Origin of the sequence: Streptosporangium lutulentum, assembly GCF_030811455.1 — a bacterium.
Classification (GTDB): Bacteria; Actinomycetota; Actinomycetes; order Streptosporangiales; family Streptosporangiaceae; genus Streptosporangium; species Streptosporangium lutulentum.
Genome location: NZ_JAUSQU010000001.1, coordinates 2,870,452 through 2,895,067 on the forward strand (window position 1 = coordinate 2,870,452; position 24,616 = coordinate 2,895,067).

At 69.1% G+C, this 24,616-nt stretch carries 27 protein-coding genes and 2 pseudogenes; 17 read left to right on the forward strand and 12 right to left on the reverse strand.

Going from position 1 to position 24,616, the window contains the following annotated elements; genetic code table 11:
- The first annotated feature begins 274 nt into the window (after positions 1–274).
- The 4 genes from J2853_RS12710 (at position 275) to J2853_RS12725 (ending at position 4,410) form a co-directional block, all read left to right on the forward strand.
- Complete coding sequence (locus tag J2853_RS12710) at positions 275–1,342, forward strand: hypothetical protein (RefSeq protein ID WP_307557592.1); 1,068 nt, start codon at positions 275–277, stop codon at positions 1,340–1,342.
- Positions 1,343–1,631: 289 nt separating this feature from the next.
- Positions 1,632–2,132 (forward strand): GNAT family N-acetyltransferase, encoded by a 501-nt coding sequence (locus tag J2853_RS12715; RefSeq protein WP_307557594.1) that lies wholly within the window; start codon positions 1,632–1,634, stop codon positions 2,130–2,132.
- 102 nt (positions 2,133–2,234) lie between these two features.
- A complete protein-coding gene (locus J2853_RS12720) occupies positions 2,235–2,972 on the forward strand; it encodes a sulfite exporter TauE/SafE family protein (RefSeq protein ID WP_307557596.1) in 738 nt (245 codons plus the stop codon).
- Positions 2,973–3,054: 82 nt separating this feature from the next.
- Positions 3,055–4,410, forward strand: coding sequence for a serine hydrolase domain-containing protein (locus J2853_RS12725; protein WP_307557598.1), 1,356 nt, complete (start codon positions 3,055–3,057; stop codon positions 4,408–4,410).
- 137 nt (positions 4,411–4,547) lie between these two features.
- Here the strand turns inward: J2853_RS12725 and msrA are convergent, their stop codons facing one another.
- The 4 genes from msrA to J2853_RS12745 all read right to left on the reverse strand — a co-directional run bounded on the left by msrA (position 4,548) and on the right by J2853_RS12745 (position 7,894).
- Positions 4,548–5,069 carry a peptide-methionine (S)-S-oxide reductase MsrA gene (msrA, locus tag J2853_RS12730; protein ID WP_307557601.1) on the reverse strand — a complete coding sequence of 174 codons (522 nt, stop codon included), beginning with the start codon at positions 5,067–5,069 and terminating at the stop codon, positions 4,548–4,550.
- Between the two features lie 428 nt (positions 5,070–5,497).
- Positions 5,498–5,956 carry a hypothetical protein gene (locus J2853_RS12735; protein ID WP_307557603.1) on the reverse strand — a complete coding sequence of 153 codons (459 nt, stop codon included), beginning with the start codon at positions 5,954–5,956 and terminating at the stop codon, positions 5,498–5,500.
- Between the two features lie 67 nt (positions 5,957–6,023).
- Positions 6,024–6,752 (reverse strand): MOSC domain-containing protein, encoded by a 729-nt coding sequence (locus tag J2853_RS12740; protein WP_307557605.1) that lies wholly within the window; start codon positions 6,750–6,752, stop codon positions 6,024–6,026.
- A gap of 245 nt (positions 6,753–6,997) precedes the next feature.
- Positions 6,998–7,894: a helix-turn-helix transcriptional regulator gene (locus J2853_RS12745; protein WP_307557608.1), complete on the reverse strand. Its 897-nt coding sequence runs from the start codon at positions 7,892–7,894 to the stop codon at positions 6,998–7,000.
- Between the two features lie 81 nt (positions 7,895–7,975).
- On the opposite strand from J2853_RS12745, the gene J2853_RS12750 reads away from it, so the two are divergent.
- Complete coding sequence (locus tag J2853_RS12750; RefSeq protein WP_307557609.1) at positions 7,976–8,347, forward strand: aldo/keto reductase; 372 nt, start codon at positions 7,976–7,978, stop codon at positions 8,345–8,347.
- Here the strand turns inward: J2853_RS12750 and J2853_RS12755 are convergent.
- Entirely contained in the window at positions 8,316–9,143 is an 828-nt protein-coding gene (locus J2853_RS12755; protein WP_307556486.1) for a transposase family protein, read from the reverse strand. The two genes, J2853_RS12750 and J2853_RS12755, sit on opposite strands and share 32 nt — an antisense overlap.
- Before the next feature lie 175 nt (positions 9,144–9,318).
- Between J2853_RS12755 and J2853_RS12760 the strand changes: the two are divergent.
- A pseudogene (locus tag J2853_RS12760) lies at positions 9,319–9,981 on the forward strand (aldo/keto reductase); the annotation flags it as partial.
- Between the two features lie 34 nt (positions 9,982–10,015).
- Here the strand turns inward: J2853_RS12760 and J2853_RS12765 are convergent.
- Complete coding sequence (locus J2853_RS12765) at positions 10,016–10,162, reverse strand: hypothetical protein (RefSeq protein ID WP_307557611.1); 147 nt, start codon at positions 10,160–10,162, stop codon at positions 10,016–10,018.
- Between the two features lie 167 nt (positions 10,163–10,329).
- Between J2853_RS12765 and J2853_RS12770 the strand changes: the two genes are divergently transcribed.
- Positions 10,330–11,799, forward strand: coding sequence for a GNAT family N-acetyltransferase (locus J2853_RS12770; protein ID WP_307568664.1), 1,470 nt, complete (start codon positions 10,330–10,332; stop codon positions 11,797–11,799).
- 240 nt (positions 11,800–12,039) lie between these two features.
- Complete coding sequence (locus J2853_RS12775; protein WP_307557613.1) at positions 12,040–12,924, forward strand: glycosyltransferase family 2 protein; 885 nt, start codon at positions 12,040–12,042, stop codon at positions 12,922–12,924.
- 156 nt (positions 12,925–13,080) lie between these two features.
- Here the strand turns inward: J2853_RS12775 and J2853_RS12780 are convergent, their stop codons facing one another.
- Together J2853_RS12780 and J2853_RS12785 are read right to left on the reverse strand one after the other, a co-directional pair.
- The gene (locus J2853_RS12780) at positions 13,081–13,686 is read right to left on the reverse strand and encodes a TetR/AcrR family transcriptional regulator (RefSeq protein WP_307557614.1); all 606 of its coding nucleotides are present in this window, start codon (positions 13,684–13,686) and stop codon (positions 13,081–13,083) included.
- 9 nt (positions 13,687–13,695) lie between these two features.
- Positions 13,696–14,616, reverse strand: a complete 921-nt coding sequence (locus J2853_RS12785; RefSeq protein ID WP_307557616.1) for an alpha/beta fold hydrolase — start codon at positions 14,614–14,616, stop codon at positions 13,696–13,698.
- A gap of 919 nt (positions 14,617–15,535) precedes the next feature.
- On the opposite strand from J2853_RS12785, the gene J2853_RS12790 reads away from it, so the two are divergent.
- Both J2853_RS12790 and J2853_RS12795 read left to right on the forward strand, forming a co-directional pair.
- Positions 15,536–15,775, forward strand: coding sequence for a hypothetical protein (locus tag J2853_RS12790; protein ID WP_307557618.1), 240 nt, complete (start codon positions 15,536–15,538; stop codon positions 15,773–15,775).
- Positions 15,765–16,256 carry a site-specific integrase gene (locus tag J2853_RS12795; protein ID WP_307557620.1) on the forward strand — a complete coding sequence of 164 codons (492 nt, stop codon included), beginning with the start codon at positions 15,765–15,767 and terminating at the stop codon, positions 16,254–16,256. The genes J2853_RS12790 and J2853_RS12795 overlap by 11 nt, the downstream gene beginning before the upstream one ends.
- Here J2853_RS12795 and J2853_RS12800 read toward each other — a convergent pair.
- Positions 16,217–17,427 (reverse strand): IS3 family transposase gene (locus J2853_RS12800; protein ID WP_307568558.1). Its coding sequence is split into 2 segments (ribosomal slippage): positions 16,217–17,118 and positions 17,118–17,427, totalling 1,212 coding nucleotides; the frame shifts between segments, so codons are not numbered across the junction. The two genes, J2853_RS12795 and J2853_RS12800, sit on opposite strands and share 40 nt — an antisense overlap.
- Positions 17,428–17,471: 44 nt before the next feature.
- On the opposite strand from J2853_RS12800, the gene J2853_RS12805 reads away from it, so the two are divergent.
- The 5 genes and pseudogenes from J2853_RS12805 to J2853_RS47825 form a co-directional block, all read left to right on the forward strand.
- Positions 17,472–17,963 carry a tyrosine-type recombinase/integrase gene (locus J2853_RS12805; protein WP_307557622.1) on the forward strand — a complete coding sequence of 164 codons (492 nt, stop codon included), beginning with the start codon at positions 17,472–17,474 and terminating at the stop codon, positions 17,961–17,963.
- Positions 17,960–18,286: a helix-turn-helix domain-containing protein gene (locus tag J2853_RS12810; RefSeq protein WP_307557623.1), complete on the forward strand. Its 327-nt coding sequence runs from the start codon at positions 17,960–17,962 to the stop codon at positions 18,284–18,286. The genes J2853_RS12805 and J2853_RS12810 overlap by 4 nt, the downstream gene beginning before the upstream one ends.
- Positions 18,283–19,536, forward strand: a complete 1,254-nt coding sequence (locus J2853_RS12815) for a site-specific integrase (RefSeq protein ID WP_307557625.1) — start codon at positions 18,283–18,285, stop codon at positions 19,534–19,536. The genes J2853_RS12810 and J2853_RS12815 overlap by 4 nt, the downstream gene beginning before the upstream one ends.
- A gap of 35 nt (positions 19,537–19,571) precedes the next feature.
- Complete coding sequence (locus J2853_RS12820) at positions 19,572–20,237, forward strand: hypothetical protein (RefSeq protein ID WP_307557627.1); 666 nt, start codon at positions 19,572–19,574, stop codon at positions 20,235–20,237.
- Positions 20,238–20,651: 414 nt separating this feature from the next.
- Positions 20,652–20,861: pseudogene (locus J2853_RS47825) on the forward strand (alpha/beta fold hydrolase); the annotation flags it as partial.
- On the opposite strand, the gene J2853_RS12830 reads toward J2853_RS47825, so the two are convergent.
- Positions 20,860–21,225 (reverse strand): SDR family NAD(P)-dependent oxidoreductase, encoded by a 366-nt coding sequence (locus J2853_RS12830; protein WP_307557631.1) that lies wholly within the window; start codon positions 21,223–21,225, stop codon positions 20,860–20,862. The pseudogene J2853_RS47825 and the gene J2853_RS12830 overlap by 2 nt on opposite strands.
- A gap of 135 nt (positions 21,226–21,360) precedes the next feature.
- Positions 21,361–21,930, reverse strand: coding sequence for a TetR/AcrR family transcriptional regulator (locus J2853_RS12835; RefSeq protein ID WP_307557633.1), 570 nt, complete (start codon positions 21,928–21,930; stop codon positions 21,361–21,363).
- 89 nt (positions 21,931–22,019) lie between these two features.
- Here J2853_RS12835 and J2853_RS12840 point away from each other — a divergent pair, with 89 nt between their 5' ends.
- Positions 22,020–23,453: an MFS transporter gene (locus J2853_RS12840; protein ID WP_307557635.1), complete on the forward strand. Its 1,434-nt coding sequence runs from the start codon at positions 22,020–22,022 to the stop codon at positions 23,451–23,453.
- A gap of 93 nt (positions 23,454–23,546) precedes the next feature.
- Here J2853_RS12840 and J2853_RS12845 read toward each other — a convergent pair whose 3' ends face one another.
- Complete coding sequence (locus J2853_RS12845) at positions 23,547–24,089, reverse strand: Tn3 family transposase (RefSeq protein ID WP_307557637.1); 543 nt, start codon at positions 24,087–24,089, stop codon at positions 23,547–23,549.
- On the opposite strand from J2853_RS12845, the gene J2853_RS47830 reads away from it, so the two are divergent.
- Complete coding sequence (locus J2853_RS47830) at positions 24,024–24,485, forward strand: MmyB family transcriptional regulator (RefSeq protein WP_370879242.1); 462 nt, start codon at positions 24,024–24,026, stop codon at positions 24,483–24,485. The genes J2853_RS12845 and J2853_RS47830 overlap by 66 nt on opposite strands.
- Positions 24,486–24,616 lie beyond the last annotated feature (131 nt).

Below are 24,616 nucleotides of genomic sequence, written 5' to 3' on the forward strand. Positions count from 1 at the left end.
ACAGCAAGACGAACGACCAGAACGATAGACCTTCAGAATCCCTGAAATCTCATCAATACCTGGAGAAGCCGGAGCGCCAGCTCATAAGCCCAGGTCCTGGGGCTGGAGCGACAAAAGAAGCCCAGCTGAACTCAAGGGTTATTAGTTAATACGCCGTGCGGCGGTGTTCTTCTCCCGAGGACGCGGCCGACGTTGTGGCCGAGACCTATGTGATCGCCTGGCGGCGGATAACCGAACTCCCGACGGTGAGGGCGGCACGTTATGGCTGTACGGGGTGGCTCGGCGGGTCCTGGCCAACCACCGCCGCGGCGAGCGGCGCAGGCGCACCCGGCACACCGAACTCACCGCCGAGATCGAACACCTTTACGCCGCCCCCTCCGACCACGGTGAGCAGGACGGTGTGAGTGAGGCCATGGACCTGCTCGCCGACGGCGACCGTGAGCTGCTGGCCCTGGCTCTGTGGGAGGGGCTCGACCCCGGCGAGATCGCCACAGTGCTGGATGAGGACCTGGCCGGCCGGGCGTCCACCGCGGGGGCGGACGCGCTGCTGGCGGAGATCGTCGTACTGGAGCACGTCCCGGCCCGGCGACGGCTGATGCCCTCCGCTCGCCGATCCCTGCTCGGCCTGGCCGCGGCCGCCGTCCTGGCCGGAGGCATTGTCGTCGGGCCGTCCCTGTTCAAAGCCTCCGAGCAGGTGTACGCCAGCCAGGCCGTGACGATCGACCGCGTCGGCGACGAGTACGCCTTCTACTTCACCGACGGGAATCCCGACCCCGCCGAGCTGCGGAAGGCCTTCCACAAGGTCGGCCTGGACAACCTCACGGTGACGCTGAGCCCCGTCTCGCCGCACATGCCGCCGGGCTCCGTCTTCGGGTTCGAGAAGACCGACCCCGACGCACAGGCGGTGTTCGCCGGGGGCAACTGCCCCGAGCGGGTCGAAAACTGCCTTACGGCCTTCCGCGTCACCGCGGACATCTCCGGGCCTGCGGAGGTCAGCCTGAGCCGCCCGGCGAAGCCCGGTGAGAAGTACGCCTACCCCGCCGACGCGAGCTGGCCGGGTGAGGCGCTGGCCGGGGTGAAGCTGCAGGGACGTTCGGTGGCCGAGGCGGTGCGCGTCGTGCGCGAGCACGACCTGAAGGTGGCCTACGGCCTCGACTGGCCGCTGTCAGGTGACGAGAAGGGCGTTCGCTTCGAGGATGACGTGCCCGCCTCCCGCGTCGATCCCGGCTGGTCGGTGACGGCGGCGCAGACCTACAACGACGGGGTGATCGTCCTGCGCGTCGCGCCGGGCCCGGGCGCGACCCCGCCACCCGGATTCTGCGTTGCCCCGGTCTGCCCTTGACGTCCGTACGGGCATGACATGGCTCATGGGGCGAGGCCGGTTCGATGCAGGTGGGCAGTCGTTGCCCACCTGCCCCTCAGCCCGTGCCGGTCGGCTGAGAAGGGGATGGGGTGAGGGCCGGCCGTCGCCCGCCACGGCCTCGCCGGTCAGCGGCGGCACCACCGTGGCCATGTCCTAGCGCTGCCGTACCTCGGTGATGATGGCCCGGGTGATGTCCGGGCCATCATCATCCCTCGCAAATCCCCTTATATCGTGCTAAATCGATTTGCGATCCCTCATCCTGGCCAGCATGCTGGACCTCATGCTCATCAGGGACGCCACGTCCGACGACTGGCCGGCGATCTGGCCCTTCCTCCGGCGGATCATCGCCGCGGGTGAGACCTTCACCTGGGATCGCGACGTCAGCGAGGACCAGGCCCGGGCGATGTGGCTCCTGGAGCCTCCGGGCCGCACGGTCGTCGCCGTCGACCCCGCCGGGACCGTCCTGGGAACGGCCAAGATGAACCCCAACCACATGGGGCCCGCCTCGCACATCTCCAGCGCGAGCTTCATGGTCGACCCCGATCACGCCGGGCACGGCGTCGGACGGGCCCTGGGCGAACACGTCCTGGACCGGGCACGCGCCGAGGGCTACCGGGCGATGCAGTTCAACGCCGTCGTGGAGACCAACACCCGGGCGGTGGCACTGTGGCGCTCGCTCGGCTTCGAGGTGCTGGCGACCCTGCCGGAGGGCTTCCGTCACCCGGCCAGGGGTTATGTCGGCCTGCACATCATGTACCGGTCCCTCTGAGCGCGCGCACGTCCGGCGGCCGTCCGCCGGGCAGCAGATGAAGTCCGCAGGCCTGCCGCGACACCGATCACCCGCGCGGGCGGCCCATCGGCGGCGCGGCTGATGCCCGCCCTCGACGCCCTGCAGTGGGCGGTGGTGCTGCTCGCCCTGTTCCTCGTCGGCTTCTCCAAGACCGGCGTCTCCGGCGCGGGGACGGTGGCGGTCGCGCTGTTCGCGTTCGTCCTGCCGACCAAGCAGTCCACGGGCGTCCTGCTGCCGCTGCTGCTCGTCGGCGACCTGGTCGCCGTGACCGTCTACCGCCGTCACGCGGACTGGCCGAGGCTGATCAGGCTCTCCCCGTGGGTGGTCGCGGGGGTGGTCGCCGGTGCCTTCGTCGTCGGCTGGGCCGACGACGCGCAGATGAGACGGCTCATCGGCGGGATCCTGCTGGTGATCCTCATCGTCCACCATTGGAACCGGCGCCGCGGCTCCGACGCCTCGCTCGCCCACCATCGATCGGTGGCCGCCCTCGCGGGGGTCTTCGCCGGCTTCGCCACCATGACCGCCAACGCGGCAGGGCCGATCATGGCCCTCTACCTGCTGGCGGCGGGTCTGCCGATGCTGGGGTTCCTCGGGACCAGCGCGTGGTTCTTCCTCACGCTCAACGCGTTCAAGGTGCCCTTCAGCGTCGCGCTCGGTCTCATCACCCCGGCCACCCTGGCGTTCGGCGCGCTGACGGCTCCCGCCGTCCTCGCCGGGGCGGCGGCCGGTCGCATGATCATCAGCCGTATCGACCCGAAGGTCTTCGAGTGGGTCACGGTGGCGCTCACGCTGGTCGCGGCGGTGCGCCTGCTGGTATGACTTCCGCCCCTGCCGCTGACCTGCCGGGACCCCGGCGGTACTAATCTGAGGCGACTTTGTCATACCGAGGAGGAATCATCTGATGTCGCCGGTTCTGGAGAGTACGGCCCGCGCGCTGCTGCGCAGGGTCGCGGTGGAGCAGGCCGAGTCCCGGCTGCCGTCCCTGGCCGTGGCCGTGGTGCGAGACGGGCGGCTCGCCTGGTTCGGCTCACGCGGCCGGGTGGAGGGGAGCGCGCCCACCGAGACCACCCAGTACCGGATCGGATCGATCACCAAGAGCATGGTCGCCACCGTGGTCATGCGGCTGCGCGACGAGGGCCGCGTGGACCTGCTCGACCCGATCGCCAAGCACATCCCCGGCATCCCGATCGGCGAGGTGACCGTCGCCCAGCTGCTGTCGCACACCTCCGGACTGAGCGCCGAGTCGCCCGGATCGTGGTGGGAGCGCACCCCGGGCGTGCCGGTGGAAGAGCTCATCGCCCGGCTCGGCCCCGAGACCGCCCGGCACCGGCCGGGACGCCGCTACCACTACTCCAACCTGGGATTCGGCCTGCTGGGCGAGCTGGTCGCCCGGCACAGGGACATGAACTGGGCGCAGGCCGTACGGCAGGAGATCCTGCGGCCGCTGGGCATGAACGACACCACGCCCCGGCCGCGCGCCCCGCACGCCACCGGCTACGCCGTACACCCGTGGGCCGACGTGCTGCTGCCCGAGCCCGAGCACGACGCGGTCGCCATGGCCCCGGCGGGGCAGCTGTGGTCCACCCCCGCCGACCTCGCCCGGTGGGCGGCGTTCGTGGCCGGAGACACCGGCGGCGTGCTCGATCCGGCCACGGTGGCCGAGATGCGCGAGCCCGCGATCGTCGACGACGGCGACGCCTGGACCGGCGGGTACGGCCTGGGCCTGCAACTCACCCGCGCGGCCGGCCGCCGCCTGGCCGGGCACACCGGCTCCATGCCGGGCTTCCTGGCCACCGTGTGGGCCGACCCGGCCGACAAGGTGGGCGTGCTCTTCATGGCCAACTCCACCTCGGGGATGAGCCGCGGCCTGCTGACCGAGCTGCTGGCCATCCTCGACGAGCACGAGCCGCGTCTGCCCGCCGAATGGGAGCCCACCGGAGCCGACACCGGCCTGCTGGAGCTGACCGGCCCGTGGTACTGGGGGCCCAGCACGTACGCGCTGCGGCTGCTGCCGCAGGGAGATGTGTCCCTCGACCCGGTCAACGCCGCCGGCCGCGCCTCCCGGTTCGCCGCCCAGGGCGACGGGACCTGGCTCGGGCTGGACGGCTACTACGCCGGCGAGACGCTACGCGTGGTCCGCCGGGCCGACGGCTCGCTCAGCCACCTGGATCTCAACACCTTCGTCTTCACCCGGACCCCCTACGACCCCGCGGCCGAGGTGCCCGGTGGGGTGGACGAGGGCGGCTGGCGCGGCTGAGCGGCCGGTTCTCCGGGGAAGCGGCCGCGGCCCGGCGTATCGCGCGCCGTGGCCGCCGGACCGCCCGGCGGCAGCGGTCCGGCGTGATCCAAGCGGACGCTCCCCCGCGGAGGGGGAGCGTCAGCGACGCCCGTCCGTCACCGGCTGATCTTCTCGTCCCGATGCGGGAGCTTCCAGCCGGGCCGGACGAAGTGGCAGGTGTAGCCGTTGGGGTAGTGCTCGAGGTAGTCCTGGTGCTCAGGCTCGGCCTCCCAGAACGGCCCGGCCGGCGTGACCTCGGTGACCACCTTGCCCGGCCAGAGGCCGGAGGCGTCGACGTCGGCGATCGTGTCCTCCGCGACCCGCTTCTGCTCGTCGTTCGTGTAGAAGACGGCCGAGCGGTAGCTGGTTCCGATGTCGTTGCCCTGACGATCCTTCGTCGTCGGGTCGTGGATCTGGAAGAAGAACTCGAGCACATCCCGGTAGGAGATCTTCTCCGGGTCGAAGACGATCTCGATCGCCTCGGCGTGGGATCCGTGGTTTCGGTAGGTCGCGTTCGGCACGTCCCCGCCGCTGTAGCCGACCCGCGTGGAGACCACGCCCTCGCGTTTGCGGATGAGATCCTGCATCCCCCAGAAGCAGCCTCCGGCGAGGATCGCGACTTCAGTCGTTCCGGTCATCACTATGCTCCTTCGTCTGAGTGCTCGAACGGCTTGCGGCAGGTACCGTGGCCTTCGCCGTCCAGCCTGCCCGGCCGGACGAGGCCAAGGGCGGCCGAGTCGATGCGATCCCACTCGGGCCGGGCGAGATGCCGTTTCCTTAGAAGCCGCCAACGAACGCGATGATCGCCCACGTTGCGTCGTTCGCTCCACAACTATGAGACAAACCATGCTATTCCCCCATGCCCGGTCGTGGGATGCCGCGGCTGCGGCGCGTACCAGGATGCACCGGGATGCGCTGCCTGGGCCCGCATGATGAGCCGCAAGGTAACACTGCGTGATGTCAGTGACTCTCCGTGTTCGCCGCCCTTCGCCCGGATCCCCGGCGGTCGCCGGCGTCGTGAGTCACCGGTGTGCCTCCAGGCGGCCGAGGCAGGAGGTTCGGCCGCTCAGGCATCCGTCGTGTTCTGGGCGGCTCTGGCGGTCGCGGCGGCGTGCTCGTCGGCGGTCATGCCGAGGTTGGGATAGTGCCGGTGGAGGTCGTACTGGTCGTCGGCCCACTGCCGGTAGTCCCGCCGTACGGCGGACTCGTCGGAGTCGACGGCGAGGGCGATGTCGGCCCAGGTGGCCCCGGCCAGCAGCGCGTGATGGATGTTGGCGGGGTGACGTACGGTGCGCGCGATGCACTCCGCCAGCGCCAGCAGCTCGATGTGTTCGGCCACGGTGAGCGCGGGCCGGTCCCCGGTTCCGTGCCGGGCGGGGTCATAGGCCCCCCGGGCCACCAGCTCGACGCGGGCGCGGGCGGACGCGTTCTGGGCGGCCAGCTCGTTGTAGCGCTCCAGCTGCCGGCTGACGGGCACGTCGTAACGGGCGTCGCGCCAGGTCGTGATGTGCTCAGGCAGGGTCATGGCGGCTTCTCCAGGGTGGTCGGGACGGTGCCTCGGGCAGGCCCGGAGCACGGGCGCGGCGCCACTTTCAGCCGATCGTGGCCGTGTCGCCGACGCGCACGACTCCCGGGCCGGTCACCCGCATGATGACCCCGAACGTGTTGTCGTGCTCGACGATGAGATGTCTCTGCAGTTGCGGCCAGCGCTCGCGGCCATGGGGGTCCCAGCTGGGCACCGCGCACCGGATGCACGGGCCCGAATGATCACCCGTCACCTCCAGGACGGCCTCGCCCACCGTGATCACGGTTCCCTCGCCGAAGGACTCCTCCGCGAACACGGGCGCATCGAGATCCAGATGCACGTTCGGGCGGAATCGCAACAGGTCGACCTCCGCGCCGAGCTCGGCCTCCAGGGCGCGCCGGGACGCCTCGAAGGTCACCAGGACGGTCGGGCCGCGATCCTGCTGGCCGTCGGCCGCGCGCATCGACAACGGGATGCCGTAGGACTCGGAGAGCGCGGCGGGCAACTCGGGATCGTCCCACGCCCACGCCGCGCCGCCGGCGGAGTACAGCACCGGCGGGCCCGGAGGCTCGGGGGACCCGTCGCAGGTGGCAGGGTAGGACGCCTCCCAGGCGAGCATGCCGGGCGACTGCCGTACGGTCAGCCGGCTGCCCGCGTGGTTGGGCCGCTCGTCGATGAGCGCGTACGCCCGATCGCCGGCCAGCCCGCGATGATCGAGAAGAGCCGCGGGGACGCGTTCGCCGCGCAACGACTTCACGGGCCAGCGATAGAGACCGTCGACGGTTCCCCGATACATAGCTCGATCCTACGGTCCGGATCGGAAAGGTACCGCCCTGCCCCGCGCGAGAGCAGGGGCGACGGCCGGTGCCTTCCGCGGGTGCCGCGCGACCGGCACCGTGTTCTTCGTGCCCACCGCCGGCTTCCTCGACGACCTTCCCCAACCCCCCGCGCCACCGGCACAGCAGGCGCCCGAACCACCCGCGTGTTCCGGCGCGGCTTCCGGTACGGCGCGAGACCGCCGTCCTACAGGGATGAGCGCGTTCAGGCTCGCAGCGCCGTCCGGAAGGTGACCGGGTCTGCGGGGATCATCACGACAAGGGTCTGACCCGGAGCGCTGTGCAGTGTGATCAGTTCATTGAAGAATTCCATGTCGCCGAAACCCGGGTGTCGCAGGATCTTTCTTTCATGTAGCCAGGTGGAGACCCGGTGCTCCTGCCACACGCGATCGAACAGCGCGCTTTCGTCATTCAGCTCCGCGACGAGTTCGGCAAGGCGGGGATGATCCGGGATGCGGCCGGCGTCGATTCTCAGCATGCCGATCATTTCGGTGGCCGCGTCCTCCCAGCTTCGGCCGTAGAGTTCGCGCGCCGCCGACGAGAGGAGCATCCATCTGAGGCCGTTGCGTTCACGCGCGGGCATGGTATTGAAGTCGGCGAACAGGAATGACGCCGCCCTGTTCGCGGTGATGACGTCGATGAACGGGCCGAACAGCACGGCGGGAGTGTCGTCCAGCAGATCGAGCACACGCTGCACTTTGCGGTCGACGGTCCTTCGTGCGGGTGCGCCCGGCGAGATCCCGTCGGCGTCGGCGACCCCGGCAAGGGTGTACAGATGTGACCGTTCGTCGGCCGTCAGGCGCAACGCCCCCGCCACGCCGTCGAGCACGGCTCGCGAAGCGGTCCGCTGACGACCCTGCTCAAGCCGCGTGTAGTAGTCGGGGCTCACCCCGGCGAGCTGGGCGATTTCCTCCCTGCGCAGACCCGGCACCCGCCGCCGGTCGGCGGCCGGCAGGCCGACGTCGTGCGGTTCGACCTGAGCGCGCCGTGTGCGCAGGAACGCCCCCAGCGCGGCGTTCCTGGCCCCGGTCACCGCCGCCGCCCCGACGAAATGATCATCAATCCATGGTAGCACTCGCATTCCTAGGTATCGTGAGGCCATTTAACGCATGGCCTCACGTCCGGAAAGCTGTTTTCCTGTTTCTGCACCGAACGGACGACCGCCGATGAAACGGGTAATGACATGGAAGAGCGCAAGGTAGGAAATCTTGGTCTGACATCGTCAATTGTCGGGCTGGGATGCATGGGAATGACGGGGGCATACGGCGCCGCGGACGAAAGCGAATCGATCGCCACGATACGACGGGCTCTGGAGCTGGGCGTCGAAATGTTCGACACGGCCGATGTGTACGGTCCCTTTGCCGGTGAGAAACTACTCGGCCGGGCACTGAAGGGACGTCGCGACGAGGCCGTGATAGCGACGAAGTTCGGCGGGGCGGAAATGGACGACACCGGAAACGTCATCGGGGGCCCGAACGGTCATCCGGATTACGTGCGGTCCAGTGAAGTGATCTCAGCGACTTTCATTTCAGGTAGCCGTGTTCGAAATGAGTGAGAACGAGTGCGGCTTTGACGACGTCGCCGATTCTGCTGGGGCTGGCGGTGATGCGCTGGAGGGTGCGCCAGCGTTGGGTGAGCAGGGCGAAGCCGCGTTCGCCCAGGCAGCGTAGGGCGCGCAGGAGCGCGTTGCGGGTGCGGGTGTCGAGGTCGAGGGGCCGGCCGTCGGCGGGGTGTTTGACCGGGGTGAGAATGCCGATGCCGGCACCGTCGTAGCCGGAGTCGGCCAAGGTGGGCAGGCCGTCGGCGGCGGCTTTGTACAGCGCTCCCAGGACGTGTGTGCGGGCGGCGGTCAGGTCGTGCACCGATCCGGGCTCGACGGCCGACACCCACAGCGGCAGGCCGCAGGGCGCGGACAGCGCCTGGATGTTACCGCCATGGTGGCGGGTCTTTCCGGAGTACCACAGGTCGATGGGTTCACCTTTGACGCTGATGGTCTTCTCGGCGCAGCGGTCGGTGGCGATGACGGTGCCGTCCAAGATCAGGTGGGTGAGGCCGGCGTCGGTGGCGCGCCGCAGGGCGTGGTGCAGATCGGGCGCCTGGTCGGCCAGGACGTCGATGACCTCGTCGATGTAGCGGTAGGCGGTGGCGCGGGAGACGCCGTGGTCGCGGCCGAGGGCAGCCCGGTCGGTGCGGTCGCGAAACCAGCGCAACCCCATCACCGCCTGCTCAAAACAGGTCAGAGCCCGAGAACCCGAGCGGGTGCCCAGTCGGCGGCGCTCGGCCGACAGCAGCAGGGAGAGGTGGCAAACCAGCTCCCGAGAGACGTCAAGCGTGGCACGATAGGTGATCACGTGGGGCTTTCTGGATCGAAGAAGACTTGTGGTGAGACCTCTTCTACCGAAAGCTCCACGCCTGTTTCAGGGGCATCGCGATCCATCCCGATTCATGTCTGCCGACGTCATTTTAGAGGCATCGAATCGCAACCGCCCTTATTGATCTTGCTGAGATCACCTCAGTGTCGAGCGTTCACTGCGTAATCTGAACACCGATCGGATCGATCTTTATTACCAGCACAGGATCGATCCCCAGGTGCCCGTGGAAGAAACCTTTGGCGCCCTGGGTGAGTTGGTCACAGCCGGAAAGATCCGCCATCTCGGCATCTGCGAAGCGGCGGCGGACACCATCCGCCGCGCCCATGCGAGCGCGCCGCTGTCCGCGGTCGAGACGGAATACTCGCTGTTCAGCCGGCAGGTGGAGACGAACGGCGTGCTCGCGACGGTCCGGGAGCTGGGCATCGGCTTCGTCGCCTACGCACCGCTCGGCCGCGGGTTCCTCACCGGGACCGTCCGGTCGGCCGGCCAGATCCCGGAGACGGACCTGCGGCACGCCTTCCCGCGGTTCCAGGACGGATCGCTCGACAGCAACCTCACGCTGCTGGAGAAGGTCGAGACGATCGCCACCGCGATGGGGGCGTCGCCGGGACAGGTCGCCCTCGCATGGGTTCTGTCGCGCGGCGACGACGTCATCGCCATCCCCGGCACCCGCGTGCGGACCCACCTGGAGGAGAACGTCACCGCGGCGGCGCTGCGCCTGCGGCAGGAGACGCTCCGCGACCTGGATCGGGCGGTGCCGGCGGACGCCGTCGCGGGAGATCGTCGTTCTCCCGCCGACACCGGCATCGAGGAGTGACAGCGCGACGACCGAGTACGGTCTCGGCGCGACCTCAGCCGATCGTGGCCGTGTCGCCGACGCGCACGACTCCCGGGCCGGTCACCCGCATGATGACCCCGAACGTGTTGTCGTGCTCGACGATGAGATGTCTCTGCGGTCGCGGCCGGCGCTCGCGGCCATAGGGGTCCCCGCGGGGCACCGCGCGAGAGCAGGGGCGACGGCCGGCGCCTTTCCGCAGGTGCCGCGCGACCGGGAGGAGCGCCGCGATCCGCGAGCCGAGGACCGGGGCCGCCGCAGGCTGTGGACCAGGGCGATCGGACCACGTCATACTATGACCTCGATCAAGGGGGGTAGGAGTTGTCCGAGGTGACGGTCGTCGAGGTGCCGCAGTGGCAGGGGTCGGGCTCGGCCACCGCCGTACGGCTCGCCGAAGGAGCCGCCCTGCTGGGCGACATGATCCCCGAGGCCGAACGCGTCCGGATACAGGTCGCGGGGACGCTCAAGGAGACCGCCGAGCGGACGCGTACCGCGCTGGACCGCGTGCGGGACGGGCTCGTGGTCACCGTCGGCGGCGACTGCGGCGTGGAACTCGAACCGATCGCGGCGGCGTTGCGCCGGTACGGCGAGCGGCTGACGGTGATCTGGTTCGACGCGCACGCCGATCTCAACACGCCCGACTCGTCCCCCTCGGGCGCCTTCCACGGCATGGTGCTGCGCACGCTGCTCGGCGACGGCCCGCCGGAGCTGGTGCCCGATCAGGTGCTCCGGCCGGAACAGGTCGTCCTGGCCGGGGTCCGGGCCCTCGACGCCGCGGAGTCGGACTTCGCCCGGGCGACGGGGATCGCCGGCCGGTCCGCACCCGGCGAGAAGACGGCGGCCCTGTACATCCACATCGACCTCGACGTCCTCGACCCGGACGTCTTCGGCTCCGTCGGCGCACCGGAGCCCGGGGGCACGCTCCCCCAGGAGCTCGTCGAGCAGGTCGCGGCCCTCGCCGAGCGGTTCGAGATCGTCGGGCTGGGCGTCACCGAGTACGAACCCGCCCGCAGGCAAGACCACGACCTGCTCGCCACGCTGGTCCCCGAACTGGTGGGACTCTGCCGTGTCTCCAAGGCCCGGCAGGTCGAGCGCCGCGCCGCCCGGGTCTGGCCGGCCTCGAACCTCGAAGAACACGAGGGCTGGCTGCTCCGCCACACGCCGGGTGTGAAACGGAAGCGCTGGAACTCCGCGCTGCCCCCGCTCCACCGCGCGACCGGCGTCGATCGAGTGGAGGAGTTCTACCGGGAGCGCGAAACCCCCCTGCGTGTCCAGGTGAGCCCCGCCGAACACCACCGTGACCTGGACGCGCTCCTGGCCGCCCGTGGCTACCGGATCGAGGGCGAGACCTCGGTGCTCACCGCCTCCACTGGGGAAGTGATCGCCGCCACCGCGCCGGCCGCCACGGTCGAAACCGTGACCGACCGCGGCGAGTGGCCGCGGATCTTCGCCGACCTGGACGACCATCTCGACAGCGCGGCCGTCGGCGGGACCGTTCTCCCCCACACCGTCGAGCCCGCCGCTCTCCTGACCGTCTCCGACGGCGGACGTGTCGCGGGGATGGCCCTGTTCGTGGCCGACGAGGGCTGGGCGGGGATCTTCAGCATGGCGACCCGCCCCGAGTACCGGCGCCGGGGCGTCGCCACCGCCCTCCTGGGGGCCGGTGCCCGCTGGGCGGCCGAGCAGGGGGCCGAGCGGCTCTACCTTCAGGTGGAACAGGACAACAAAACGGCCCGTCGGCTGTATGCCCGGGTCGGTTTCGTGCGCTCGCACACCTACCACTACCGCACCCGCCCCTGAGGTCTCCGGGCGCGAACGCTCCTGCGCTCCGCGCCGCCTCGCTCGCGGGAGCGTTCAGGACGGGACCGCGAGGAGCGGCTTTGGGGCCGATGCGGTTGTTCCGGCGCTAGGGTGGGCCACAGCACGGTGACGAACACATGACAGCAGGACGACCAGAAGCCAACAAGACCGCCTCGCCTGTCCCCCGGCAGCCGGCACCGCCTCGACGCGCCGAGCGCTTCACCTCATCCGGGAGACGTGATGACCGACCCGAAGGCCACCGTTGATGTGGTGGTCCTCACCATGAACGATCGGCCCCTCGCGTTCCCGCAGGCGATGGCCTCCCTGCTCGCCCAGCAGGACGTCGAGTCGCGTGTGATCATCGTGGGTAACGGGGTCGAGCCCGACCAGGTGCCCGCCGGCGTGCGCGCCGTTGCCCTGCCCGTCAACGAGGGCATCCCCCAGGGGCGCAACGTCGGCGCCGACGCCCTGGCCGGATCGGGCTGCGGCGAGTTCGTGTTCTTCTTCGACAACGACGCCGTCCTGCCCGCCCCTGACGTTCTCGCCCGGCTCGTCGCCGAAGCTCGCCGCCACCCCGAAGCCGCCTACATCCAGCCCCGCATCGCCGATCCCGACACCGGCGTCACCCTGCGCCGCTGGGTCCCGCGCCTGCGCGCCGGCGACGTCACCCGGCCCGGCACCATCACCGTCATGGCCGAGGGCGTGGTCCTCATCCGCCGCGCCGACTACGAGCGGGCCGGCGGCTGGCCCGGCCGGTTCTTCCTCTTCCACGAGGGCATCGACCTGAGCTGGAGGCTGTGGGACCTCGGGCGCACCGGCTGGTACGCGCCCGACATCGTCATCCACCACCCCGCCACCGACCCCGCCCGGCACACCACCTTCTACCGCCTTGTCGCCCGCAATCGCGTCTGGCTCGCCTACCGCCGCCTGCCCGCCCCCCTGATCCCTGTCTATCTGGCGACCTGGACGCTGCTCAGCATCACCCGGATCCGCTCCCGCGCGAACCTCGCCGTCTGGTTCGCCGGTCTGCGGGAAGGCCTCAAAGGCGGACACGGACAGCGCCGGCCGATGTCCTGGACCACCGTGCTACGACTGACCCGAGCCGGCCGCCCCCCGATCATTTGAGCGTCGGCGGCCGGGGCGAATCCGGCGAACGGGCCGCCGCGGAGGCAACAGCGGGGCGAGAGAAGTGACACGGAGTTCGCACCGGCCCGCCGAGGGGGCGGACGCCCGGCTCGCCGCGCCCGGCCGCCGGGGCGACCACGCGGGAGGTACCGTGGATCAAGAGATCGCCGGTCCGAACAGGCGGTCTAGGTGGTAGTCGATGATTTTGGCGGCGGCTTCGTGGCTACGCTGTTGACTGAGGACGCTGGAGGTCAGGCCGTTGGCGAGAGCCAGAAGGCTGGCGACTTCGGTACGCGGGTCACGATCGGGGGCGATGTCCCCGGCCTGCTGCGCGGCGGTCAACCGTACGGTGAGGAAGTTTTCCAGTGCGTTGGGCAGGGTGAGCCCGACCGCGGCGAGCGCCGGGTCGGTGAGGGCGGCGGTGTAGTAGGCGGTCCAGGCCATGGAGTCCAGTGTGCTCTGCTCGTCGAAGGGCAGGATCGTGCCGAGGACGGCGGCGAAAACGCCTCGTGGTGTCAGCTCTCCCATGGTGGCGGCCCGCTGCTTTACCCGGCGGTCCATACGGGCACCCAGCTCGGTGAGGCCGGACTCAAGCAGGGCCTGCTTGTTCGTGAAGTAGTACTGGACGACGCGCAGTGAGACCCCGGCCTCGGCGGCGATCTCACGCATCGACACCGCCTGCAGGCCGCGGGTGCCGGCGATGCGCAGCAGCGCCTCGGTCAACTGGCGCCGCCGCTCATCATGATCCACCTGTCGGGGCATGCCCGTTTCCTACCTGTTGTTCGTGCCGTGCTTCGGAGGTGTGCTCCCGGGCCGCGCCTGGCCGGGAAAGGTGAGAATCCGTTCGGCGACCAGGTCCGGAGCCTCGACGGGCAGCGAATGTCCGGTGCCGGGCACGATCTCCACCCGCCAGGACGGCACGATGTCGGCCAGCCGCGCGGCCAGCGCCCGCGCGTCGAGCAGTGCGCTGCGGGCGCCCAGCAGCACCTGCACGGGCACGGACACCTCGCGTATCTGCTCGTCGGTATAGGCGGGCGGGATGGGCACCCGCCGGCGGAAGGACCAGCCGACCCGCATCAGCTCCACCAGCTCATCCTCGCGCAGCACCCCGTTGTCCACGACGCCGGCCATGCGGTGTCGCAACGCACGAGGAAGCATGGAGGCGATGGCACCGGCAAGGGCCCAGCGGATGAACCGCCTGGGCAACGGCGCGAAGCCGCCCGGGTCCACCAGCGTCAGCGCCGCGACCCGGCCGCCCCCGCCGAGTTGCTGTTCCACCGCGGCCCAGCCGCCGGCGGAGAAACCCGCCACGTGCGCGCGCTCGGCGCCAACCGCGGCCAGTACGTCGGTGACCCAGCCGCCGACCTCCGCACCGGTCGCGAGCGGCCGCCTCTGAACCGAGCGGCCGGGCTCGCCGAGCGGGTCGACGGCGAAGACCGGGCGCGTGCGCGCCAGCGGCTCGATGTAGCGGTACCAGGCCAGCGCGTTCCCGCCGGCACCGGCCAGAAGGAGCACCGGATCTCCCTCGGCGGGCCCGGCCCGGTGGATCCGCACACTACCGGCGCGGGTTTCCACGTCGATGGCGTCCACCGGCACCGGCCACAGCTCGCCGAGCACTCGGTCATAGACGGCGAAGTACTTGTCACGGGCGGAGTCGCTGGTGAAGGCCGACGGCCGGTCGGGTGCGCGCATGGTGACCTCATCTCCTCTGAAAGGATACAGTCGTATCCTATCAATGCGCGGGGCCGGCTGTCGCGGTGGAGTGCGGGCTGATCGCTCGGCCGGATTGACCGCGTGGGTACGGCACACGCACGCGCCCTCAGCCACGGCCCGGTTGATCCCGGCTTGCGTGTGACGCTCAACTTCCATCCCGACCGCCTGGTGAGCGAACCGGCGGTCCTCGACAGGCCGGCAAGGACGGCGTCTACCTGCCCCCGTTCGTCACCGGGATCGGCCACGGGGGGCCTGACCGCCCATCCCGGCGCCCTCCTCCCGAACGGGGCCCCAGCCCCAAGGTAAGCCGATCTGCGCAGGTCACCGGACTTCAGAGAAGATTGTTTTCTTGGCAGCGGAGACGGCCACGACTTCCGAGAACACGCACGGCTGAGAGACGAAACTTCCGAGAGTAGGACCGCGCCGCTAGTTGGCGGCTGGGGACACGTTCGGGAGGAGGGCGCCTGCAACGGAGCGAACACCTCCGCCAGTTCCCTCGCCGACACCGCCCGCGTGAACCTCGGATACGCCGTCCGGTCGATCGATGCCACCCAAACCCTCGGAAACCGCCACCAACAAGCGCGAACCTCGGGATTCCAACGACCAATGATCAACCTCGTGGCCTGTTTCTGCCGTATTCCGGGACCGCCGCGTATCGCAGTGGATGCGAATTGGCGACTGTTTGTGCCCCTTGAATCGCCTGATTGAGAGGGGGTGCCGTGAGCTGGAGCTATCACGAGAGATACGTGCGGCTGGCGAGGCTATCAGGCTCTGAGCTGCAGCAAAGGCCCGTATGCCGAAATGGTCCTCTGACCTGGAATGACGACCGGCGCTTTGCATTAGATGCGAAAATTTCGCGTCAGATGCGATTGACGGAGAGTCGTCAAAGGAGGCCTCCATGAACGTGGATGGGCTTGCGCCAGGAGCCGCAGGGCTGCATCTGGTCGGTGGAGTTGCGCTGCTTCGGCCCGAGGAGCAGGTGTTCGAGGCGATGCTGGACGGCTGGCGCAACCAGCAGCTGGCCAGGAACCTGGCGCTGTCCACGATCGAGAAGCGAGAAGGTCGCCTGCGGGCCTTCGGCGAGCACGCCGAGGCGTTCCCCTGGCAGTGGACGCCGCAGTACGCCGATGAGTGGTGATGAGTGGTTCGGGGATCTGCGGGCGGTGCGGGGCTGCGCGCACTCGACGCTGCGGTCCTACCAAGACGCGCTGCGCTCGTTCTGCCGATACGTGATCGACCCGGCCTACGACTGGTCGGCGGTATGTGAGCAGCGATTCGGCACCCATCCGATCCAGGTGGTGCACGAGTGGAACACCGCGGCGCACGTCCAGGAGAGCGAGGCCCAGCCCGAAAAGCGAGCCTTCACCATTGATGAGCTGCAGGACTTCTTCGACTACGCAGACGATCAGGTGACCAAGGCGCGAGAGCGGGGACGCAAGGGCTGGTTGCCGGTTCAAGATCGCCTACAGCTACGGCCTGCGACGCAACGAGACCCGGATGCTGGATGTTTGCGACCTTGGCCGCAATCCGCACGGACCCGAGTTCGGGGGCCTTGGCCCCAAAATGTGGACACCAGCTGTCATGCGGCGAGCAGGACCCTATCGGACCGCTGCTCGTAGGTGATCGGGCTGAGGTAGTTCAGGCTGGAGTGCCTCCTTCGGGTGTTGTAGCGAGTGATCCACTTGAAGACCTCCAGGCGAGCCTGGCGGGCCGAGGACCAGCGTTTGGCGCCCTGCAGCGTCTCGCGTTTGAGAGTGGCGTTGAACGCCTCGGCGGCAGCGTTGTCCGCGCTTGTCCCGACGGCGCCCATCGACTGGCGAACACCGAACTCCTTGCACACGGCGGCGAAGTCGGCGGAGGTGTATTGCGCCCCGTGATCGGAGTGAAAGACCGCCCCGGCCAGGTCACCACCCCGCGTGGCGGCGGCTGCCCGCAGCGCGTCGGTCACCAGCTCGGTGCGCATGTGATCGGCGATCGACCAACCAGCCAGGCGACGTGAATGCAGGTCCAGCACCGTCGCGAGATACAAGAACTGTCCCTCACCGACGGGCAGATAGGTGATGTCGCCCACGTACCGCTGGTTCGGCGCGGCCGCGGTGAAGTCCCGCTTGATCAGGTCGGGCATCTTCTGATGGGAGGGCTCGGGCACCGTGGTGCGGACCCTCTTACGCAGATGCAGCCCGACGATGCCGAAGACCCGCATGATCCGCGCCACCCGCTTGTGATTGACCCGCCGGCCCGCATCGCGCAGCTCGGCAGTCACCCGCGGGCTGCCGTAGGTGCCATCGAAGTCGGCGTGGATCTGCCTGATCTCCGCCGCGAGCGCAGCGTCGGCCGCCGTCCGCACCGCCCTCGCCGGTGTGGCGGCCACCCACCGATAGAACCCCGACCGGGAGACCTCCAGCACTCGGCACAGTCGCTTCACCCCGAAGGCGTCACGGTGATCGGCAACGAACTGGAAGCGACTCACCAGTTCGTCTCCCCGGCGAAATACTTGGCCGCCCGCCGCAAAATCTCGCGCTCCAGCTCCAGTTCCCGGATCCGGGCCCGCAACTGCTTGTTCTCCTCTTCCAGCACGTTGCCGGAGGTTACCAATCCCGTCGGCGGCCTCTTCACCGAGCCCGTCTTCGGAGCAGTGCCGGCAGACCGCGCCTGGTGCACCCACAGGCGCAACGTCTCACGGTTGACGCCCAGGTCCTTGGCCACCGACGCGTACGTCCGCGACGGGTCCGACAGATACAACGCGACGGCGTCTGTCTTGAACTCAACTGAGTAGGCCTTCATGGCCACGAGGAACTCCTTGGTCTCCAGATCTCTATGATCTGGCACTCAAGATGTCCACACCTCGGGGTGAAGGCCCCGGCGACTATGGCCTGATCCACGTCCGCTATGGCAAGGCCAAGAAGGGGTCGCCACCCAAACGGCGCAGCGTGGTGACGGTCTGGACCTGGACCGCCGAGATCATGGACGAGTGGGTCACCGAGTTTCGGCCGCTGCTGGCGGTCCCCGGCATGTCGGCGCTCTGGCCGTCCGAGCGCGGCGCCAGGATCGGGTTGCAGCGCATCAACTCCCGGTTCGCCGCCTACCGCGACGCCCTTGGCCTCGATGCGGGCCTGGACTTTCACGGGTTGAGAAGGTCCTACGTCACGCACCTCATCGAGGCGGGCCGTGACCCGATGTTCGTCCAGTTCCAATGCGGACACGAGCACGCCAGCACGACGTCCCTCTACACCTGCGTGTCTTCGGACTTCCGCACCCGCACCCTGCGCCGGGCCCTGGACGAGACCCTGGCCGCCGCCCTTGAACCACCCCGGAGGACACGATGAAACGCCAGGTCAGCTACCAGTGGCGGCTACGAGAAGTCATGGCCGCTCACGGCATGTTCACCATCAGCGACCTGGTCCCGCTCCTGGTCGAGCGCGGCATCAACCTGTCGGTCTCCCAAGTCCACCGCCTGGCCACCGGTGTTCCCGAACGCCTGTCTCTGCCGGTGCTCGCCGCGCTCTGCGACATCTTCACCTGCACCCCGGCCGAACTGATCGCCACCAAGGCCGAGAACATGGCGATTCGCAAGACCGCCGGCGACGACGGCCCCGTCAACCTCAACGCGCGGCGGCCCAAACGCGCCCGTCTTCGTCCCGAAGCATGAACAGACCGCCGCTGATCTGCGAAGACTGCGGGAGGGAAGGCCGCCGATATCGGCGCGGACTCTGCGGCCACTGCGCGCTGGCCGCCGACCTTCGAACTGCCCTCGACGACGGAACCGGCGGCATCCGGCCTGAGCTGATGCCCTTCTTCGAGGGCTTTCGCACAATGAGCAACCCACGGGCAGGCGTGAACTGGATCAGCCACCCCCACGTCCACCGGATGCTGGCCGCGCTGGCCCACCCGGACACGCCGATCACTCATGAGACGCTGAACGCGATGGCTCCGTGGCGATCGGTCGCCTACCTGCGCGACCTGCTGATGCTGCACAGCGTTCTGTCACCCTGCGACAGGCACCTGATGCTGTTCGAGCGCTGGCTCAGCGAGACACTCGCCGACGTCACCGAACCCGAGCACCGGCAGCCCGTCAGCCGGTTCGCTACTTGGCACGTGCTCCATCGGCTCCGGCGGTTCGCCGAACGCGGGCCGCTCACCGAGCAACAGACCCAGCAGGCCCGAGGCGAGGTCCGCCAAGCCATCGCATTCCTGAGCTGGCTCCATCAGCGAGAACGCGACCTCACGACCTGCCGACAGGCCGAGATCGACGCCTGGTATGCCGGCGCCTACACCGCCCGCCGCCTCACCCACGCCTTCCTGCGATGGGCGATCCGCGACAGGCTCCTGCCCAAGCTCGTGCTCCCGCACCAGAACACCACCAACCCCGCACCCATCAGCCAGCAACACCGCCTGACCACCCTGCGCAGACTTCTCACCGACGAGGAGATCCCTCTGCTCACCCGCGTCGCGGCCACGATGGTATTGCTTTATGCCCAGCCCCTGACCCGGATCCTGCGGCTGACGATCGACGACGTCCTCCACGACGATGACCAGGTCAGGCTCTGCTTCGGCGATCCTCCAACCCCCGTCCCGGAACCCTTCGCCGCGCTGCTGTTAAGGCACACCGGCCAGCGGCTCAACCTGACCACCGCCACCAACCAGAATTCCCGCTGGCTCTTCCCCGGCCGACGTGGTGGCCAGCCCATGACGACGGATGCGATCGAGAGCCGGCTACGCGATCACCAGATCGCCGCGCTCAACGGCCGGACTTCCGCACTTCGGCACCTCGTCCTCCAGGCGCCCGCCCCCGTGGTCGCACGGATGCTCGGCTACACCGACCAGCAGACCGCCCGACTCGCCGCCGACGCCGGCAGCCCCTGGAGCCGCTACGCACCAGGTGACGACCACGCCCAGTGACCTTCACGGGGTCCGCGAAAGGCGAAGATGATGTTATGACAGCATCCTCCGGGCCACGCTCCTCCACTGAGATTCGCGACTACCTCGTTGGCCAGCTCAACATGGCACTTCGCCGTCCTGGGATGTTCGGTGGGGAAATAGCTCTACAGCTGCTCCTCGATCACCTGGTCTACACGGAGCGCCAAGACGAGGCGTGGGCCAAGGAGCAGCAGGCGATGGAGTCTCGGGGGGCCTTCACCTCAATCGGTGTGACCGGAGCGTTCAGAGCTTTGTTGGTGCCCGATGCTTATGAATACGGCGTGGCCTCGGTCTATGCGGAATTCGTCCGTGCTCGCGGGTGGCTGGAAGCAGACAGAGTGCTGACGGCCGACGAGTACGAGTCCATGCGCCAGGAACTAAGCATCTGGGTTGCCCAAGACCGCGTGCTCAGCGAGGTGCTTGAGACCTTCGGTGCGCCTTCCGTGCTCTTCGGCGGCAGCAACCCCCTCTATGGGAAGACGCTCGGCTACCTGACCGAGCAGGTAGAGGAACCGATGCTCTTCTTCCATCTCTGGAACGGAACCGCCCCCGATGCCGAGTCGACCTGGCCGCCGGTCTACAGCGAGCCCGTCCTCCTCGCGGTTCGCTGCGGGACGGGACCGTTCAGGGACACTTTCACCTTCACTCCGGAAGGGAAGAAGCGCCGCCCCGACGCTAGATGACCGGCCAGCCCGCAACCGTCGTATCCTTCGTCGACGACTACGTTCGGTAACGATGGCAGGCAGCACGGCATCGAATACACGACAGCTGATTACGCGGGGTCGCCAGTGTGGCGCCCCAGGTGCATCAGCTCGAAGAGAACCGACTCTCGGCGGGTCTCAGCCCCCTTCCACGACCTCAATCGTATGATTCGAAGCATTTTGATCACAGAGAGTGATCAAAATGGACGGGTGGCTGAGCTGATTCCGGCGTGGGCCGCATTAGGGGCGCAGCACACCAACCAGCCTGCCGGGATGCCCTAGCCGTTTAGGCGATGATCTGCACAGAATTCGCACAAGGAGCGATCGATGGCTGAGATCTACGATCATCGGGGAGATCCGGTCACGCACGGCCGGGCGCACGTCAACGGCATCCGCATGCACTACGTGACCGCCGGGCAAGGCGAACCGCTGCTTCTGCTGCACGGGACGCCGAAGAACCATTTCTACTGGTACAAGCTGATCCCGCTGCTGACCGAGCATTTCACGGTCATCGCCCCCGATCTGCGCGGGTTCGGTCACAGCGACAAGCCTCCGGCCGAGGCCGGCTACGACAGCCTCACCAGCACCACCGACCTGGCCGAACTCATGGGCCAGCTCGGGCATGCGAGCTTCCACGTCCACGGCGAGGATCGGGGAGCAGAATACGGCTACGTATCTCAGCCGTGCGTGTTCTCGGAGAGCCGAGATCGGCAAGGTCGAGACGGCCGACGCCGACGTCCCGGTTGCCGGTCGACTCCGAGATCCGGGCGGCGATCTCCTTGCCCGCGTCGATGTCGCGCACGCCGAGCACGACGGCGGCTCCGGCGCCGGCCAGGACGCGAGCGGTCTTGATACCGACCCCCGAGGAGGCGCCGGTGACCAGGGCGCGGGTGCCGGACAGGTGCACGCCGACCAGGACCTCGGCCGAGGTCGAGGCGAATCCGAACGGTGTCTGCAAGATTTGAGTCATGAGGTCGATGATGCGGCGGATCGTCACCGACGGTAAGCCCCCCGCTGACACTGGTACTGGCAGGGAAGTGATGGGGGCGTAGCTCGCCGACGCCGGTCGACAGGTAGCGGCTGTTCCACAGCGCGACGGACTGGATCAGGCGAGCAACCGGTCGACCAACCCGTCGAGGTAGTCAGGGGTGAGCGGGCCCGCGCCGAACAGGACGCGCATGTAGATCGGCGCCAGGAGATGGTCCAGCACCTCCAGTACGTCAGGCGGGTCCTCCCCGCGGCCGCAGGCGCGGTCGAGCATGGCCTGCAACTGCCTGGTGCGGTCGGCCAGGAGCTCGTCGCGCGCCTGGAGGCCCTGCTGGCCCTCGCCTGACAGCGCGATGGTCAGCCGCACCAGCGCCAGGCCGTCGGGTCCGGTGACCTCACGGGCCACGTTGGCGGCGTGGGTCCGCAGGTCGCCGGCCAGGCTGCCGGTGTCAGGCATCGGCGACTGCGCGTTGAGCCGGGTCAGCAGCACGTCGCTGAGCAGGGCTTGGAGGTTGCCCCACCGGCGGTAGAGGCTGGTGTCGGCCACGCCCGCGCGGGCCGCGATGTCGCCGACTGTGAAGTTTCCGTAGCCGCGCTCCCTGACCAGCTCGGTAACGGCCTGGTGCACTGCCGCGCGGACCCGGGCGCTGCGCCCGCCGGGCCGCCTGGCCCGCCCCTGCTCATCCATACCGCCACCTTAACGCAGTCGATACTTGCGTTAGATTCTATGACGGTCTATGTTAACGCAGTCACTAACTGCTTTTAGGAGGGATGTGCGTGAAAGGGTTGCTCACTCTGACCTGTGCAGGTCAGTTCATGGTGCTGCTCGACAACACGATCGTCGGTGCGGCCCTGCCCGATATGCAGCAGCGGCTCCATATCGGGCTGACCGGCCTGCAGTGGATCGTCGACGCTTATGTGCTGCTGGTGGCCATGCTGCTGCTGTCGGGCGGCGTTTTCGCCGACCGGTTCGGCCGCAGGCGGGTGTTCCTGGCCGGGGTGGCGGTGTTCACGGCCGCGTCGGTGGTGTGTTCGCTCGCGCCCTCGATCGGTTGGCTGATCGCCGGGCGGGTGCTGCAGGGCGTTGGGGCCGCGGCGCTGAGCCCCGCCTCGCTGGCGCTGCTCGTCGCCGCGTATCCCGCCCCGGGGGAGCGCGTCAGAGCGATCGGGTTGTGGGCCGGGTTCAGCGGCATCGGCCTGGCCGCCGGACCGCTGGCGGGCGGGATCTTGGTGGAGGCTTTCGGCTGGCCCGCCATCTTCCTGGTCAACGTGCCCGTCGGGGCGGTCCTGCTACTGGCCGGGCTGCGCGTGCTGGGGGAGTCCCGCAACCCGAGCGCGCCGCCGATCGACGTCCCCGGCACGGTCCTGTCCGCCGCGGGCGTGGGCGCGGTGACCTACGGCCTGATCGAGGGCGGTTCCCGCGGCTGGACCTCGCCGGTGATCCTGGGCGGCTTCGCCGCCGGGCTGGTGCTCCTGGCCGTGTTCGTCGTGGTCGAGGGTCGTGTGTCGACGCCGATGCTGCCGCTGCGGCTGTTTCGTCAGCGGCTGTTCACGGCGTCCAACACGGCGATGGTCGTGGTCGGGTTCGCGCTGATGGGGTCGTCGTTCTTCTTCTCCCAGTTCTTCGTCTACGTCCAGGGCACTTCGATCCTGGTGGCCGGGCTGCGGACCCTGCCGGTCTCGCTGGCCATGGTGATCGTCAGCCCGTACGCGGGCCGGTTCGCGGCCAGGTACGGCTTCCGCGTCGTCGCCGGCGTCGGTCTGGCGCTGGCCGGGCTGGGGCTGCTGGCGCTGGGCTTCGTCCACGCCGATACCGGCTACGGGAACGTGTGGTGGCGGCTGGCGGTCGTCGGCATCGGGTTCGCGCTCACCATGTCGCCGCTGACCGGGGCCGCCATCCAGGCGGTCAGCCCGCGGGAGGGCGGCCTCGCCTCGGGCGTCAGCAGCACCACCCGGCAGATCGGCGCGGTGCTCGGTGTGGCGGTGCTCGGGGCGATCGTCCACACGCGGGAGTCCGGCGGCGCCTCCTTCGAGTCCGGCCTCAACAGCGCTTTCCTCGCGGCGGGTGCCGTGACGCTGGCCTGCGCCGTGTTCACCGGCCTGTGGCTGACCGCGGACCGGACACCGAGGGGCGTCCGGGCCGACCCCTCAGGAGGCCAAGCGGTCAGTGAGCCGCCGCTGACAGCTTCTCCCCGCCGGCCCACGTCTTGAGCCGCTCGGCGTAGGAGGCCTGCTGTAGGCCTGCTGGGTGATCCGCAGCCCTTCGGTGCCGACGAACACCCGCAGCGGCGACCAAGCCGCCAGTTATGGGGCGAAGAAGACTTGGGACTCGAGGTCGAGTCGGGTGGTGGGGTTGGCGGCCGGCGGGGTCAGGTTGAGGATCCGGTTGCCGAACCGGCGGATGACGTGGGTGATGTGGGGAGAGATGGTGGCCAGGTCGTCGAGGTCGACGGGGTGGCCGTCGGCGGCGATGGCGTTGGCCGCGTCCGTGATGTCCTGAGCGGTCGAGTAAATGACGCAGTTGGCCAGCAGCTCGTTGAACTTGATGATCTTCTCTTGGTAGTCGGGGTCGTTGTGGCCGATGAGCTTGCCGCGCATGTGCGCGGCAACCTGGGCCGGGCCGAGCAACGTACCGTAGGTGAACACCATCAGCACGTACCGGCCGAGCGCTTCCTTGACCTTCGGGTCGGAGCCCGAGGCCGGGCCGAGGTGCCGGGTCCAGCCTGTCTGGTAGGCGGTGCGGGTGAGAATGTCGAGCAGGTCCCGCTGTGGGAGCCGTTCGTGCACGGCCTCCTCCAGCTTGAGCGCCTCCTTGCTCCGCTCGGCGCCCTTGCGCCCCTTGAGCACAGGCGGTCCGCTCTCAAGGGTCAGATCGGTGGTGGGCCGGGTACCCGGCGTCGACCCCGGCCGCCGTGTCGGCCAGGAGCTGCCTGTAGTGGCGGGTCAACCAAGGCCGTCGCTTACCTGCGGTCGGTCATCGGCGGCGCCGTCGACGACCCCCGGCCGACCGAGCTGATCGGCGAACTCAGCCCGCACAGCGAACGGTTCCGGACCCTTTGGGCTCGCCAGGACGTGCGGAAGAAGACGAGCGGCGTCACTCGCCTGCTTCACCCGCAGATCGGCACCTCGATCTCCACTACGAGAAACCGGCACTGCCCGGCGCACCCGGGCAGATGCTCATCGCCTACCACGCCGAGCGCGGCTCCCCCTCCTACGAGAGGCTCCGGTTGCTCGCGCACCTGACCACACGACCGTCTTCCGGTCGGAGTCCCGCGACGGGCGCGCCGCGACAGCCGCCGTCGAGCACTCCCCCGGAGCACCGGCCCTCGGGCGGGCCTCGCCGTCGCCCTCGGAAGCCGGCACCTCAAGCCGTT